The sequence below is a fragment of the Microbacterium sp. NPDC086615 genome, from assembly GCF_040686055.1.
GTDB lineage: Bacteria > Actinomycetota > Actinomycetes > Actinomycetales > Microbacteriaceae > Microbacterium.
In genome coordinates this window covers 102,768-117,901 of the sequence record NZ_JBFBJJ010000004.1, presented here as the reverse complement: position 1 = coordinate 117,901, position 15,134 = coordinate 102,768, and the positions used below count along the sequence as shown (strand labels likewise).

At 73.0% G+C, this 15,134-nt stretch carries 11 protein-coding genes; 6 read left to right on the top strand and 5 right to left on the bottom strand.

All coding sequences use genetic code 11. From position 1 onward, the window contains the following. The first annotated feature begins 83 nt into the window (after positions 1 to 83). The gene (locus tag AB0O24_RS06055) at positions 84 to 2,927 is read left to right on the top strand and encodes a glycosyltransferase (RefSeq protein ID WP_363373345.1); all 2,844 of its coding nucleotides are present in this window, start codon (positions 84 to 86) and stop codon (positions 2,925 to 2,927) included. Next, positions 2,924 to 4,321, top strand: a complete 1,398-nt coding sequence (locus AB0O24_RS06050) for a DUF5719 family protein (RefSeq protein WP_363373343.1) — start codon at positions 2,924 to 2,926, stop codon at positions 4,319 to 4,321. The genes AB0O24_RS06055 and AB0O24_RS06050 overlap by 4 nt, the downstream gene beginning before the upstream one ends. Positions 4,322 to 4,833: 512 nt before the next feature. On the opposite strand, the gene AB0O24_RS06045 is transcribed toward AB0O24_RS06050, so the two are convergent. Further along, positions 4,834 to 5,268 (bottom strand): hypothetical protein, encoded by a 435-nt coding sequence (locus tag AB0O24_RS06045; RefSeq protein ID WP_193751336.1) that lies wholly within the window; start codon positions 5,266 to 5,268, stop codon positions 4,834 to 4,836. A 106-nt stretch (positions 5,269 to 5,374) separates the two neighbouring features. On the opposite strand from AB0O24_RS06045, the gene AB0O24_RS06040 reads away from it, so the two are divergent. Further along, the gene (locus AB0O24_RS06040) at positions 5,375 to 5,581 is read left to right on the top strand and encodes a DUF3499 family protein (RefSeq protein ID WP_275798240.1); all 207 of its coding nucleotides are present in this window, start codon (positions 5,375 to 5,377) and stop codon (positions 5,579 to 5,581) included. A gap of 6 nt (positions 5,582 to 5,587) precedes the next feature. Here AB0O24_RS06040 and AB0O24_RS06035 read toward each other — a convergent pair whose 3' ends face one another. After that, a complete protein-coding gene (locus tag AB0O24_RS06035; protein WP_275798239.1) occupies positions 5,588 to 6,442 on the bottom strand; it encodes an RDD family protein in 855 nt (284 codons plus the stop codon). Positions 6,443 to 6,458: 16 nt separating this feature from the next. Between AB0O24_RS06035 and AB0O24_RS06030 the strand changes: the two genes are divergently transcribed. The 3 genes from AB0O24_RS06030 to katG all read left to right on the top strand — a co-directional run bounded on the left by AB0O24_RS06030 (position 6,459) and on the right by katG (position 10,228). Then, complete coding sequence (locus AB0O24_RS06030; protein WP_307382238.1) at positions 6,459 to 7,454, top strand: stage II sporulation protein M; 996 nt, start codon at positions 6,459 to 6,461, stop codon at positions 7,452 to 7,454. Between the two features lie 63 nt (positions 7,455 to 7,517). Next, positions 7,518 to 7,979: a Fur family transcriptional regulator gene (locus AB0O24_RS06025; RefSeq protein WP_363373338.1), complete on the top strand. Its 462-nt coding sequence runs from the start codon at positions 7,518 to 7,520 to the stop codon at positions 7,977 to 7,979. Beyond that, complete coding sequence (katG, locus tag AB0O24_RS06020; protein ID WP_363373335.1) at positions 7,976 to 10,228, top strand: catalase/peroxidase HPI; 2,253 nt, start codon at positions 7,976 to 7,978, stop codon at positions 10,226 to 10,228. Before AB0O24_RS06025 ends, katG begins: the two co-directional genes overlap by 4 nt. A gap of 137 nt (positions 10,229 to 10,365) precedes the next feature. On the opposite strand, the gene AB0O24_RS06015 is transcribed toward katG, so the two are convergent. The 3 genes from AB0O24_RS06015 to AB0O24_RS06005 are packed head-to-tail and all read right to left on the bottom strand — an operon-like array spanning position 10,366 to position 15,022. Next, the gene (locus AB0O24_RS06015) at positions 10,366 to 11,325 is read right to left on the bottom strand and encodes an NAD-dependent epimerase/dehydratase family protein (RefSeq protein ID WP_363373332.1); all 960 of its coding nucleotides are present in this window, start codon (positions 11,323 to 11,325) and stop codon (positions 10,366 to 10,368) included. Then, positions 11,322 to 14,003 carry an alpha/beta fold hydrolase gene (locus tag AB0O24_RS06010; protein ID WP_363373330.1) on the bottom strand — a complete coding sequence of 894 codons (2,682 nt, stop codon included), beginning with the start codon at positions 14,001 to 14,003 and terminating at the stop codon, positions 11,322 to 11,324. The genes AB0O24_RS06015 and AB0O24_RS06010 overlap by 4 nt, the downstream gene beginning before the upstream one ends. Further along, on the bottom strand, positions 14,000 to 15,022 hold the full coding sequence (locus AB0O24_RS06005) for a 3-oxoacyl-ACP synthase III (RefSeq protein WP_275801397.1): 1,023 nt from the start codon (positions 15,020 to 15,022) through the stop codon (positions 14,000 to 14,002). Before AB0O24_RS06005 ends, AB0O24_RS06010 begins: the two co-directional genes overlap by 4 nt. Positions 15,023 to 15,134 lie beyond the last annotated feature (112 nt).

The window sequence follows — 15,134 nt, the reverse complement described above, 5'->3', positions numbered from 1 at the left end:
CGCGACGGTCCTTTCCGGGCGATCGCCCTCACCCCGGCGCGGCGTCCGCGAACGTGCGGGAGCGCGCTTAGGCTGACTGCGCCATGCCCGCCCGTGTTCACGCCATTCTCGTCGTCCGCCCCGAGGGCCGGACTCCCGCCGCGCACCATCTGAAGCGCACGCTCGCGGCGATCTCCGCGCAGAGCCGACCCGTCGATGCGCTCACCATCGTGCTGTGCGGGGCCGATCCCGAGCTGACCCAACTGGCCGCGTCATCCGGTGCCGAAGGCGTCATCACCGCCTCGGCCGGAACTCCGTTCGCCGTCGCCACCGCCCTGGCCACCCCCCGGCTCACCGGCGACGCGGTCTGGCTCCTCGCCCAGGACACCGCCCCCGAATCCGACGCCCTCGTCCGGCTCGCGGGGGCGCTCGAGCTCTCGCCGTCACTCGCGGTCGCGGCTCCCAAGCTCGTCCGCTGGGACGAGCCGGACGGGATCGTCTCCCTCGGTATCAGCCTCACGCGCTACGGGCGCACGGTCGAGCTCGCGGCGGGCGAGTTCGACCAGGGCCAGCACGACGGCGACGCCGACGTCCTCGGTGCGGACGTCCGCGGACTGCTGATCCGCCGCGAGTCCTGGACGGCCCTGGGCGGTCTCGACCCCGCCCTCGGCGGTGCCGACGAAGGCGTCGACCTGGGTGTCCGCGCCCGCCTGGCCGGCGACCGTGTCTCCCTCGTCCCCGCGGCGCGCGTCGCGGTCGCCGGGGACGGCGTCGCGGCCATGGCCCGCGGTCGCCGCCGCGCGCGCCGCCGCGCCTTCGCGGAGCGGACCGCGCAGCTGCACCGCCGTCTCGTCTACGCACCGGCGGCGGCCGTCCCGTTGCACTGGCTGTCTTTCCTCCCGCTGGCGCTGTGGCGCACGATCCTCCACCTCATCGGGAAGGTGCCCTACCGCGTCCTCCCCGAGTGGGGTGCGACGATCCTCGTCATGGCCCGCATCGCGGCGGTGGCGCGCGCGCGGCGCCGGATCCGCGCCGTCCGCTCGGTCGGCTGGTCCCGCATCGCCCCCCTGCGCGTCTCGCGCTCCGAGATGCGGCTGCGGTGGGAGGCCGCGGACAGCGGTGTCACCGACGCCCCGGTCCGCCCCGAACTGCGCTTCTTCGTCGGCGGAGGCGCGTGGGCCGTGCTCGGCGCCCTCGCGGTCTCGGCCGCGCTCTTCTTCCCGCTGCTGGCCTGGCCCGTGCTGGGAGGCGGCGCTCTCGCGCCCCTGCGTGCCACGGTCGTGCAGCTGTGGCAGGACGCCGCGTGGGGCGAGCGCCCCCTGGGCCTGGATGCCATCGGCCCGGCCGATCCGTTCTCCGCGATCATCGCGGTCATCGGCACGCTGTCACCCGGCGATCCCTCTCGCGCCCTCGTCGTCCTCTGGGTTCTCGCGCTCCCGCTCGCCGTCCTCGGCGGGTGGTTCGCCGCGACGCGCGTCACCGAGTCGTCGCTGCTGCGTATCACCGCCGCGGTCGCGTGGGCGCTCGCCCCGACGTTCCTCGCCGCGATCGTGGAGGGTCGTCCCGCCGCCCTGATCGCCCACCTGCTCCTGCCCTGGCTCTTCTACGCCGCAAGCGTCGCCCACCGGGCCTGGGCGCCGGCGGGAGCGGCATCCGTTCTGCTCGTGCTCGTGCTGGCGTGCGCGCCGTCGCTCGCGCCGGCCGCCGTCGTCCTGTGGTCGGCGGCCCTCGTGGTCGTGGCTCTCGTCGCCGGACGCGGGGTGGCGCGCGTCGTCTGGCTCGTGGTGCCCTCGATCGTGGTGTTCGCGCCCCTCGTGTGGACGCAGGTGCGCACCGGGAATCCCTGGGGGCTGCTCGCCGACCCCGGCATCCCCTACGCGGGCAACGAGGTCTCGGCCGACCCGCTGGGGCGCGCGCTCCTCGCCGCGGGCTTTCCCAGCTCGGATCCCGGCGGATGGGCGAGCGTCATCGACGGCCCCGTCTGGTGGGTCGGGCTGCTGATCGCGCCGCTCGCCGTCCTCGCTCTGCTGGCTGTCCTCACCCCGCGTTGGGTGACGGCATCCGCCCTGCTGATCATCGCGGCCGTGGGCCTCGCGACGGCTTTCGCGGCGGTCGGGGTGGCCGTCTCCTTCGACCACGGCACGGCGGTGCCGCTCTGGCCCGGTGCGGGCCTCAGCCTCGCGTGGCTGGGCGTGGTCGGCAGTGCGATGGTGGCTCTGGATGCCGGGATCGTCGAACGCGTGCGCGTGCTCCGGCCGATCGGCGCTCTCGTGACTCTCGCGGCCCTGCTCGTCGCCGTGAGCCCCGCGCTCACGGCATCCCTGGATCAGTCGCACCCGCGCTCCGTGCTCACGAACGGCCCGACCTCGACGCTTCCGGCTTTCGTCGCGGCGGAAGGACGAGGCTCGACCGCGATCGGCACGATCGTGCTCGACCCGCGCGCCGACGGTCTGCGCGTGGACGTCGTGTGGGGCGGGAGCGCCACCGTGGGCGGGCAGAGCACGGTCCAGGCCACGCGCATCGAGGCGCAGCCCGCCGACCGCGAGCTCGCCGCGTTGGCCGCCGATCTCACGACCCCCTCGTCGGACGACGTCATCGAGCGTCTGGGGGAGCGGGGGATCGGATTCGTCCTGCTCCAGTCCGCCTCGGCGGGCGAGAACGACGTCATCCGCGGTGCGCGCCTCGCGTCCGCGACGTCGCTCGACCAGCGCGACGCGCTCGACGGCGTCGGCACCACCTCGCGCGGCGACCTGTGGCGCGTGACCGCGTCCGTGCAGCCGCGGCCGCCGCTCGACGACCACCAGGCGCGCGTGCAAAGCCTCGTGACCTTCGGGTCGCTGGGCGTCCTCCTGGTCGCCCTGCTGCTGGCCGTGCCCACCAGCGCCTCCCGCCGGGTCGCGCGCCGCACGCCCCGCATCGTGGGCCCGAACCCGGGAGGAAGCCGATGAGCAGCGACCGCCGACTCGTCCGCTGGGCGACGACCAGCGCCCGCGTCGTCGCCGGATCCGTCGTGGCCGGTGCGGTCGTGGTCGGAACGGTGGCCGGGATCGCCGCGCCCTGGCCGACGCTCACCGCGAGCCCCGTCCGCATCGAGGCCACGCCCGCCGCGTCCGACACCGTGCTCGCGTGCGACGGTCCGCTGCTGGCGCTCGGGCGCAGTGCCGAACAGGCGGGGGCGCTCAGCGCGGCCGCGCCCCAGCAGGTCCTGAGCGGACCGGCTGACAGCGGCGCGGTCGACAGCGCGCTGACCGGATCCACCGGCGACGGCTCGGGTGATGCGACGGCGCTTCGCGCCCAACCTCTCGGCGGGGCGCCCGCGCCGCTCGCCGCCGCGGGCTCCGCGACGGCGACCTCGGAAGACCTCATCGGCTTCGCGGCATCCGCGTGCCGCCCTCCGCTGGCCGAGTCCTGGCTGGTCGCCGGCGCGACGACGACCGGGGCGAACGACCTCGTCGTCTTGGGCAATCCGGGCGATGTGCCCGCGACCGTGCAGCTGTCCGTCTATGGAGCGCAGGGCGTGTCGACGCCCCCGGGTGGCAGCAACCTCGTCGTGGCGCCGGGTACGCAGCGCGTGGTGCCGTTGGCCGGCCTTCTGCTCGGCGAAGAGAGCCCCGTCGTGCGCGTCACAGCGTCGGGTGCCCCCGTGCACGCGTCGCTTCAGGCGAGCCTCACGCGTCTGCTCCTTCCGGGCGGCGTCGACCAGGCGGCCCCCTCCGCCCAGGCGGATACGCACCTGGTGATCCCCGGCGTGCAGATCCTGACGGCGGGCGGCGGCGACGCGGGGACCGTCCTGCGGCTGCTCGCCCCCGGTGCCGCAGCCACCGCGACCGTGACCCTCATCCCGGTGGGCACGGCGACCCCGGGCACGCCGCGCACCGTCCCGCTCGAGGCGGGCAAGCCGACCTCGCTCGACCTGTCGGGGGTGGACCTCGGGGCGTACACGGTCGACATCACCGCCGATCAGCCCGTGGTCGCCGGCGCGTGGTCGACCACGGGGTTCGGCCAGGGCGCCGACTTCGCGTGGTACAGCCCCGCCCCCCGGATCGCGGTCTCCAGCGCGGTGGCGGTGGCGGCGGGCGCCGGTGCCGCGCTCGTGCTCACGACGGATGCCGGCGGGGGCGACGCCACGGTCACACTCACCCCGACCGACGGCAGTGCACCGCTGACCCTCGCCGTGCCCGACGGGGGCAGCGTCTCGACCGCGGTCGCCGCGGGCGTCTACACGCTCGAGGCGAGCACGCCCGTGCGGGGCGCGGTGACGTACTCGTCGACCGGCGCTCTCGCGGGGTATCCGCTGTGGCCGGCGAACACCGCCGAGTCGGCGGTGACCGTCCTGCCGTAGGTCTGGCGTTCCGCGGTTGCGCGCGGCGTGGTTGCGCGCGGCGGGGCGGCGGTGCGCGCTGGTTGCGTCGCGGCCCGCGCGCATAAACGCGATCCACTCGCATAAACGCGAGGAGCACGTGTTTTCGTGAGCGAATCGCGTTTATGCAAGAGGGGCGGCTCCAACAGGGAGCGCGTCGGCCTCAAGGGCGGGGTGCCGGGCGCGGCGGGTACCGCTGCCGCTGAGGCTGTGTCGGCGGGCGCCCCGGCGTTCCCGGCGCCGTGCGGGTCTCCCGCGTTCGAGCGCGTCGGCATCGTGGCGGGCGACCATAAACGCGATCCACTCGCATAAACGCGAGGAGCACGTGTTTCTGTGCGCGAATCGCGTATATGCGTGAGGGTGGGCCGGTCAGCGCCGAGCACGCGCGGGCATGGGGAGCCAGTCCGGCGCGGGTTCCTGGGGACAGCGCGGGGACGCGTGGTCCGGCGCGCGCGGGGCCCGCGGCGGCACGCGGAGCGCGCGGCCACGCCGGGTCAGAAGTAGCGGAAGCGCTCGGGGCCGAGATCCCACGGGTCGCGGTCGAGGTACTCGGCGGCGGCGCGGAAGACGGCACCCTCGATCATCATCCGGCGGTGCAGGTCGTCGTCGTGATGAGGGTGACCGAGCCGCTCGATCGGCACGCGGTAGAGGATGATGCGCTTCTCATCGCGCAGAACCGTCCATCGAGGGATGCCATCGGTGGCGGCCGGGGGCATGATGCCGATCTCGAACGAGACCTCCCGCAGCTCGCTCCAGGCGGAGCGGAGGAACTCCGCCGCGGCGCCGACGGCGACGTCGAAGCGTTCGACCCTCGTGTCGATCGGGGGGAGCGGCGGACGAACGACCGGACTGCGGTTCTCGCGGCCGTGTCGGCCATGGCGGGAGGGGCGGGCGACCGGCCGGGCTTCGCGGGTTCGTCGACGCACCATGCGCCCATCCTACGTTCGTCCGGGACGGCGTGACCCTCGGTCGGGGTGGGCTCACGACGGCGCGGCGCGTCGGCGCCGGGGTGGCGGCGGGCTAGTGTTGCCCGCGATGCGCGACAGACTCTGCTCGAAGGTGGGATGCGCCCGCGAGGCGATGAGCACGCTCACCTACGATTACGGCGACCAGATGGCCGCGCTGGGCCCGCTGGGACGCGTCGACGACCCGCACGCCCACGACCTCTGTGCGATCCACGCCGACCGGCTCTCGGTGCCGCGCGGCTGGGTCGTCGTGCGCCACGAGACGCTTCGGACCTGACGCTTCTCAGCGGTCGGTGAGCGCCGCTGCCCGCTCGCGCTCGATCACGAGCGCCCGGTACTCGCGATCGCGCCGCACGGCGGCGACGGCGCGGACGAACGCCTCGGGCTCGGCAGGCGGCCGCGGCGAAACGAACGGGGCGACCGCATCGGCCAGCGCGGACGCGAGACGGACCCGCGCGGCCGGATCGAGCGCGTCAGCCCCCCGGACGAACTGCGACACGCGGGCGGCGAGGCGATCGGGCAGGCGCGAGACATCGGCCACCTGCTCCCACGACTCCCACCCTGCCGGAATCCCCGGGGCGGGAGGGGGGAGGGGCCGCGTGCGGGTCCGCTCGCTCGCCGTGCCCGCGACGAGGTCGCCGAGGCGCTGCGCGCGCGGAGTGAACATCCCGACGACCGCGGCGATCCCGCCGAGGGTCAGCCACAGCTCGAGGACGCCGATCAGCGCGCGGATGAACGCCGCGCGGAAACCCGCGGCGCCGCCGTCCACGCGCACGATCCGCCCACCCACGACGAGTCGGCCGAGGCTGCGTCCGCGTGACAGCGTCTCGACGGCGGTGGGGAGGACGACGAGCACGAGCACGATGAGCGTGATCACGGCGATCCGCAGGGCGCTGTCCGGAAGGGTCCCGGATGCCGCCATGGTAACGAGCAGCAGGCCGCCGCCGATCAGCAGTACGACGCCGACGATCATGTCGATCAGGCAGCCGAGGGCCCGCAGGAAGAATCCGAGCGGTTGCACGTCGAGGGCGACGGCCTCGCCGGTCAGGATCTCCTCGGAGGCGGTGTCGACGAGCGTGACACCGCGCGCCGCGGGCGCACGGACTCCGGTCCGTGAGGATGCCGTCGACGAAGCCATGCGTACAGTTGATCACATGGACCTCGACGCCCTCACGGCCGCTCGCCGCGAGGAATGGGCGCGTCTGGACGAACTGGGGCGCACACGACGCCTGAGCGGCCGCGAGGTCGACGAGCTCGTCACGCGGTACCGCGCGGCATCCGCTGATCTCGCCGATATCAAGACTTCCGCCGGACGTACGCCCCAGGGCGACTACGTCTCGATCCTGCTGGCGCGCACGCGCCTGCGGCTGACCGGTGTGCGCGAGAACGTGCTGAAGCAGATGCCCCGCTTCTTCCTCCTGCAGTTGCCGGCCGCGCTGTATCGCGTGCGGTGGACGACGTTGGTCGTCGCCGTCGGCTTCGTCATCGTCGCGACGATGGTGGCCCTGTGGATCTCGGGCGACCCCGCGACGGTCGCCGCCCTCGGAAGCCGCAGCGAGCTGCAGAACTACGCCGACGAGCAGTTCGTGAACTACTACCGTGAGAACCCCAACGCGATCTTCGCGGGGTCGGTGTGGACGAACAACGCCTGGATCGCCGCGCAGTGCGTGCTGTTCGGCGTCACGGGCATCTGGCCGCTGATGGCGATGATGCAGAACGCGATCGGGGTGGGGCAATCGGCCGCGGTCATGATCGCCTTCGACCGCGCCGACGTGTTCTTCCAGTTCATCCTCCCGCACGGCCTCCTCGAGCTCACGGCGATCTTCGTCGCGGGGGCCGCGGGCCTGCAGATCTTCTGGGCGTGGGTCGCTCCCGGCCGACGCACGCGCGGCGCCGCGCTGGCGGCCGAGGGTCGTTCCCTGGCCACGGTCGCGGTCGGCCTGATCTTCGCCCTCGCCCTCTCGGGGGTCGTCGAGGGGTTCGTCACGCCGCGCGATTGGCCGTGGCAGGTGAAGATCGCGATCGGTGCGGTGGCGCTCGGAGTTTTTCTCTTCTACATGCTGTGGGTCGGCAAGCGAGCCGCGCGCGCGGGCGAGACGGGCGACCTGACCGAGTACGAGGCGGGGACTCCGACGCTCACCGCGGGCTGACGGCATCCGTTCGTTTCTCCGCGTGTCACTTTTGATTTACTCAAAAGAAGCTAGAGTAGGGTCGTGCTCGACGATCGGACGGATGCCACCGCGGATGCCCTCATCCGCGGTGCCGGACTGCGGGTGACGGCGACGCGGGTCGCCGTCCTCGAAGCCCTGCGCGCCCGCCCGCACGCCACCGCGGATGCCGTGTACGACGGCATCCGCGGGACGCTCCCCGGCACGAGCAAGCAATCGGTGTACAACGCGCTCGGCGACTTCGCCGACGCGGGACTCGCTCGTCGCATCGAACCCGCCGGTCACGCCGGCACGTTCGAACTGCGCGTGGGAGACAACCACCACCACGTGGTGTGCACCGGGTGCGGACGCATCGACGACGTGGACTGCGTCGTCGGGGAAGCGCCGTGCCTGCATGTGCCGGAGGGGAGCGGGTTCACCATCCAGACCGCCGAAGTGACGTTCTGGGGGGTCTGCCCCGACTGTCGAGCGACGACCGAAGCCGAAAAACCGAGAGGATCCCGATGAGCGACGCTCTGAACGGGTGCCCCGTCTTCCACGATGGAGCCGCCCCCGACGACAACCGACTGCCGGTGGGTGAAGCCCCCGCCGACAGCGAGCCCGCCGGCGCCCTGCCCCACCCGACCCAGGGATCGGCCAACCGTGTGTGGTGGCCCGAGTCCCTCAATGTGAAGATCCTCGCGAAGAACAACGCGCTGCGTGACCCGCTCGATGAGGGCTTCGATTACAAGGCGGCGTTCGAGGCGCTCGACCTCGCCGCCGTCAAGCAGGACCTCAAGGAGGTCATGACGACCTCGCAGGACTGGTGGCCCGCCGACTTCGGTCACTACGGCCCGCTCATGATCCGCATGGCGTGGCACAGCGCCGGCACCTACCGCGTGACCGACGGTCGCGGCGGCTCGGGCGCGGGCATGCAGCGCTTCGCCCCGCTGAACAGCTGGCCCGACAACGTCAACCTCGACAAGGCCCGCCGCCTGCTGTGGCCGGTCAAGAAGAAGTACGGTCAGGCGATCTCGTGGGCCGACCTCATGATCCTCGCCGGCAACGTCGCGCTCGAGGACATGGGCTTCCCGACCTTCGGCTTCGCCGGTGGCCGACAGGACGTGTGGGAGCCCGACGACGACGTGTACTGGGGTCCCGAGACCACCTGGCTCGGCGACGAGCGCTACACGGGCAACCGCGAGCTCGAGAAGCCGCTCGCGGCCGTCCAGATGGGGCTCATCTACGTCAACCCGGAAGGGCCGAACGGCAACCCCGACCCGCAGCTGTCGGCGAACGACATCCGCGAGACGTTCGGCCGCATGGCCATGAACGACGAGGAGACCGTCGCCCTCATCGCCGGTGGTCACACCTTCGGCAAGACGCACGGCGCGGCGAGCGACTCGCACGTCGGTCCCAACCCCGAAGCCGCCAACATCAACGACCAGGGCCTCGGCTGGAAGAACGATCACGGCACCGGCAAGGGCGACGACACGATCACCAGCGGCCTCGAGGTCACCTGGACCTATCACCCCACGCGCTGGGACAACGAGTTCTTCCACATCCTCTTCGCGTACGAGTGGGAGCTCTTCCAGAGCCCCGCGGGCGCGCACCAGTGGCGTCCGAAGAACGGCGGGGGAGCCGACATGGTCCCCCTCGCCCACTCCGAGGGTCGTCGCGAGCCCCGCATGCTCACGAGCGACCTCGCTCTGCGGGTCGACCCGGCGTACGAGAAGATCTCGCGCCGCTTCGCCGAGGACCCCGCCGCGTTCCAGGATGCCTTCGCCCGCGCATGGTTCAAGCTGACCCACCGCGACATGGGCCCGCGTGAACGCTACCTCGGGTCTGAGGTCCCCTCCGAGGTGCTCGTCTGGCAGGACCCCGTGCCCGCCGTCGACCACCCGCTGATCGACTCGGCGGATGCCGCGGCGCTCAAGCAGCAGATCCTCGACAGCGGCCTCACGGTGCAGCAGCTCGTCACGACGACCTGGGCCGCGGCATCCACCTTCCGGGGCAGCGACAAGCGCGGCGGTGTCAACGGCGCGCGCATCCGCCTCGAGCCCCAGAAGAGCTGGACGGTCAACAACCCCGAGCAGCTGGCATCCGTTCTCGAGACCCTCGAGAAGATCAAGGCCGAGTTCGACGGGCAGGGCGAGAAGAAGGTCTCGATCGCCGATCTGCTCGTTCTCGCCGGCAACGCCGGTGTCGAGCAGGCGGCGCGCGCCGGCGGCGTCGAGGTCGAGGTGCCCTTCACCCCGGGCCGCACCGACGCGTCGCAGGAGCAGACCGAGATCGAGTCGTTCCGCTGGCTCGAGCCGGTCGCCGACGGCTTCCGCAACTACGCCTCGCGCGAGGCGCGGCTGCCCGCGGAGTTCCTGCTGCTCGACAAGGCCAACCTGCTCACGCTCACCGCGCCCGAGATGACCGTGCTGGTCGGCGGTCTCCGCGCGATCGGCGCCAACTGGGACGGCAGCGACTGGGGGGTGTTCACCGACACCCCCGGTGCGCTGACGAACGACGTGTTCGTGAACCTCCTCGACCTCGGCACGACGTGGAAGCCGCTCGACAGCGGCAAGCACGCGTTCGAGGGCACGAAGGACGGCTCGGGCGAGAAGGTCGGCATCGGCACCCGCGTCGACCTGGTGTTCTCGTCGAACTCCGAGCTGCGCGCGCTCGCCGAGGTCTACGCCTCCGACGACGCGAAGGAGAAGTTCGTCCGTGACTTCGTCGCCGCGTGGCGCAAGGTCACTGAGCTGGACCGGTTCGACCTGGTCTGAGCGCCCGACCGGTCGCGTTTCGGCGCGATGGTCGATGCCGGCATCCGTGTCCCACTTTGTGCAGAGCCAGGCCCTCCGGTTCGCACAAAGTGGGACACGCCAGCGGAGGGGGGGGCTCAGGCGAGAGACGCGTGAGGTCAGGCTCGCGCGAGGCGGCGGAGGCCCTCGTCCAGCGACACCGCCGGGGCCCAGCGCAGATCGCGGCGGATGTCGGTCTGGTCGAACCAGTGCGCGGTCGACAGCTGCTCGGCGAGGAAGCGCGTCATCGGCGGTTCGTCCTCGCCCGGGCGGACGGCCCAGACGCGCTCTACCAGGGCCCCGGCGGCCTTGGCGAGTCCCGCGGGCACGCTGAAGCGCGGCGGCTCGACGCCCGAGGCGCGACAGATCCCCGCCAGGAGGTCGCCGACGGGGCGCGGTTCGCCGTTCGTCAGGACGTACGCGCGGCCGCTGACGTCGTCGACCCGGTCGAGGGCGGCGACGATTCCGGATGCCGCGTTGTCGACGTACGTGGAGTCGATGAGCGCCGTGCCGCCGTTCAGCAGGGGCAGCCGGCCCCGGCGTGCGCGGTCGACCACGCGCGCGATGAGCTGTGTGTCGCCCGGACCCCACACGAGGTGCGGACGGATCGCGACGAGCGACAGGCCGTCGCCCGCGCGGGAGAGCGCGAGCAGCTCGGCCTCGGCTTTCGTGCGGGCGTACTCGCCGTGCGCGGCCTCGGGATCGGCGGGTTCGGCCCCCACCCCCGCGAGGGCGTGGCCGGCGTGCGCGACCGACGGCGACGACACGTGCACGATCCGCGAGACCCCCGCCGCGGCGGCGGCGTCCAGCAGAATGCGCGTGCCCTCCACATTGACGGCGTGGAACTGAGCGGGGTCTCCCGCCAGCGACACCTTGGCAGCGAGGTGCACCACGCCGTCGATCCCGTCGAGAGCGGATGCCACGGCATCCGGATCCGTCACCGAGCCCAGCCGGTCGTCGGCGCCGGCGACACCGGAGGGGCGGCGCTGGAGCGTGCGCACCTCGTGTCCCGCGTCCTGGAGGGCGCGGACGACGGCCCGGCCGAGGAAGCCGGATGCCCCGGTGGCGAGGACCCTCACGGCGCGGTCGGCTTCTCGCCCGCGAGCAGGCGTTCGGCCCACGCGGCGAGGCGGGACCGGTCGATCTTCGAGTTGTGTCGGATGTCGGTCGGCAGCGTCGGCGCGACGAGGACCGCGGCGAGCGGCTGCGCGGTCGCGGCGCGAACGGCATCCGTCAGCTCGGGAGAGGCGAGGCCGGGGCGTCGGGCACCGGCTTCGACGACGGCGACGACGACCTGTCGGCCGACGGGCCCGACACCCACCGCCGCGGCACGGGTGACGGCCTCGACGGTCTCGGCATCCTGTTCGATGCCGACAGGGGTCACCGGAGCCTCGGCGGTGGTGATGACGTGGGGGAGTCGCCCCTCGACCCACAGTCGCCCGTCGGCGTCGAGGTGGCCGACGTCGCCGGTGCGGTGCCAACGGTCGGCGAGACCGCGACGCGCCTCGCGGTCGGTGAGGTAGAGGCGGAAGTATCCGCGCTTGAGGTGGGGCGCCGAGATGACGATCTCGCCCGTGATCCCGGCATCCGTCGTCGGTTCACCCGTCGCGCGTCCCTCGGCGTCGATCGCCGAGATGCGCACCTGGCCCGTGCCCAGCGGCCGTCCGACGCAGACGCCGCGGCCGCCCGCCGCGCTCTCGATCTCGGGCAGCGTGACGTCGGCGACGAGCAGGCACTCGGTCATGCCGTACGGGGTGTGCGCGACGGCGTTCGGCATGAGCTCGTGCGCGCGGCGCAGGAGGTCGATGCCCACGGGGGCTCCCGTCGAGAGGAAGGTCTCGACGCGCGCGAGGGCCGCTCGGTCGTCGGCGTCGAGGGCGCTCGCGGTGGCGACGACGTTCGCGACAGCCGCGGGGGAGAGGAACACGATCCGCGCGTCGGAGGCGCGCACGGCCGCCGCGACCGCCGCGGCGGTCAGGGTGCGGGGGGCCGAGACGTCCATGTCGGGCGTCGCGGAGCGCGTGCCGAGCGCGGGGCCGAGAAGGGCGAAGGGGGCGAAGCCGGTCACCAGGCCCGTGTCGACCGTCACGCCGAAGTGCGCGGCGAGGGTGTCGCGCAGGGCGGTCAGCTGCGCGTGCGTGTACACGACGCCCTTCGCGGGCCCCGTCGAACCCGAGGTGAACAGCACCGCGGCGTCGGCGTCGGGCGCGGGCGGCTCCGGCAGCGTCCGGCCGCGACCGGCGCGGGCGAGGTCCGACAGGCTCGCCTCGACACCGAGCGCGCGCGATGTCGCGGCGGGGAGGGCCGCGGCCGAGATCCGCCGCCCCGGCCAGCCGAGGGCGCGCGCGGCGGCGAGCCCGGCGATCTCGCCGATCACGACGTCGGGAACGGCACCTCTGACGGCGCGCGACAGCCCCCGGATGCCGAGACCCCGGTCGGCCACGACGACGACCGCGCCGATGCGCAAGCACGCATACAGAGCTGCGGTCAGCGTGGGGCCGGGCTGAACGAGCAGCGAGACTCGGTCTCCCGGGCGCACACCGAAGGCGTCGAGGCCCGCGGCGATCTCGTCGACGCGCGCGGACAGCTGCCGCCAGCTGACGCGCAGCGGCGCGCCGTCGCGGGCGGTGGTCATGTCGATCACGGCGGTGCCGTCGTCGTCGCGGCGCGCGTCGAGGGCGTCCCAGAGGTGGCCGGCGGCGGTCGGTGCGGTGGCGGCTGCGGAGCGCGGGGACGCGGTGGCGGCTGAGCCCGGCGGCGCGGTGGCGGCTGCGGAGCCCGGGGCCGCGGCATCCGTCGCCACGCCCTTCTCGTCGAGCCAGTCGAGCACGACGTCGGCGTACGGGCGCTCCTCGGCGATGAGGTGGCCCGCGCCCTCGAAGCGGTGCACGTCGGCCTGCGGAAGTCGCTCGGTCAGGTCGTCGAGGTGACCCTCGCCGAAGACGGGGTCCTTCGGTCCACGCAGAAGCAGTGCGGGCACGTCGAGCTCGCGGAGCCCCGCCGACATCCGGCGAAGCGCGGGAGTGCTCTCGTCGGCCGCGGTCGCGGGGATGTCGGCGACGAAGCCGCCGATCCCGCGGCGTCGCGCGACGGTCGCGTACGGCGCGCGGAAAGCCGCGCGTACAGCGGGGTCGAGATCGGCGAGGGCGAGCGTGGTGTCGAGGAAGGCGGTGGTGCCGGTGGTGCCCGCGGCGAGCATGCCGCGGGCGGTGGCCACGCGCAGCGCGAACGGCAGCGGCGCACCGTCGGGGTGGTGCACGGCGGTGTTCAGGGCGACGACCGCGGCGAGACGGTCGCGGTTCTCGACGGCCCAGCCGAGCGAGATCGGACCGCCCCAGTCGTGCCCGATGGTCACGATCGGACCCCGGATGCCGAGCTCGCCGACGAGCGCGTCGAGGTCGGCGATGCGCTGCGCCAGGGTGCGCCGGCGGCCCGAGCGCTCCGAGAAGCCCATCTCGAGCTGGTCCACGGCCACGACCCGCCACGCCGTGGCACCGGCCTCGGCGCGGTCGAGCGAGGAGTTCACGAGCGCGCGCCACAGGTACGACCACGTCGGATTGCCGTGCACGGCGATGATCGTGCCGACAGGTTCGAGACCGCGCGCGGCGAGGGCTGCGCCGGTGTCGAGCACGTGCCACGTGCGCGTCGTGCCCGCATCGGCGGCGGCACCGGGCACGTCGATCAGACGCGAGAGCGCCGGGTCGAGACCGGGGAGGCCCGCGGGGGGAAGCGTCGCGTCCGGGGCGGTGACCCTCACCAGGCCAGCTCCAGCATGCCGGTGTTCAGCCCGGAGCCCACTCCCATCAGAAGGACGCGATCACCCCGACGCAGCGTCTTCTGCTCGTCGGCGAGGGTGATCGGGATGGATGCCGGGCCCACATTGCCCAGGTGCGGATAGGTCACGGGCACCCGGTCACGGTCGAGCTTCGCCGCGCGGACGATCGCCGAGGTGTGCACCGACGAGACCTGGTGGGTGATGTAGCGATCCATGCCCGTCCACGAGAACTCGCCCTTCGCCTCCTTCCACGCCGACACGACGAGATCGAGGCCGCCCTTGAGCAGAGCCTTCGCGTCGGTGAACATTCCGTCGACGCTTCCGACGCAGAGGTCGTAGAACTGGGTCGCCGCGCGCGTCACGCCGCCGACGATCCGGTGTCCCTCGGGGTGGTCGCTCGCGCGGCCGAGCACCGCGGCGGCCGCGCCGGAGCCCAGCGTCAGCGACGCGAACTCCTGCATGAACGCGTCGCGGTCGAGGTTCTCGCGCACGAGCCGGTTGATCGTGTTGACCTGGATCTCGTCGGCATCCTCGCCGTTGACGATCAGTGCGTACTTCACCTGTCCGGACTGGATCATGCCGGCGGCGAGGCTCATGCCGTTGATGAAGCCGAGGCAGGCGTTGGCGACGTCGAAGTTGATCGCCGAGCTCGGAAGGCCCAGGCCGTGGTGCAGGCGCACGGCCACGGAGGGTTCGAGGTGCTTGCGCGTCACCGAGGTGTTGATGATGAGCCCGATCTCGCTCGGGTCGACTCCCGCCTCGGCCAGCGCCTGCTTGCCCGCGGCGATCGTCGCCTCGTCGCTCGACTCGCCGTCGGCCCAGTTGCGCCGCTCGTTGACGCCGGCGACCCGGCGGAGGAGGCCGGGCTTGAGCTTTAGACGATGAAGAGCGGGAGCGAGGCGGTCCTCGATGTCGTCCGACGTGGTCACACGGCTGGGCAGGACGCTCGCCACCGATACAAGAGCCACATCGTCGAACCGGGTCGTGGCGTTTCCTGGCAAGAGTTCTCCCGCATCCTGTGCGTAGACGGCGCAACCGAGCGCGGAGGGGACGCGCTGTCGGCTCGAAGGGTACCCCCCAGGATAAGCCGCGACGTATGTCCCGGGCTGCATG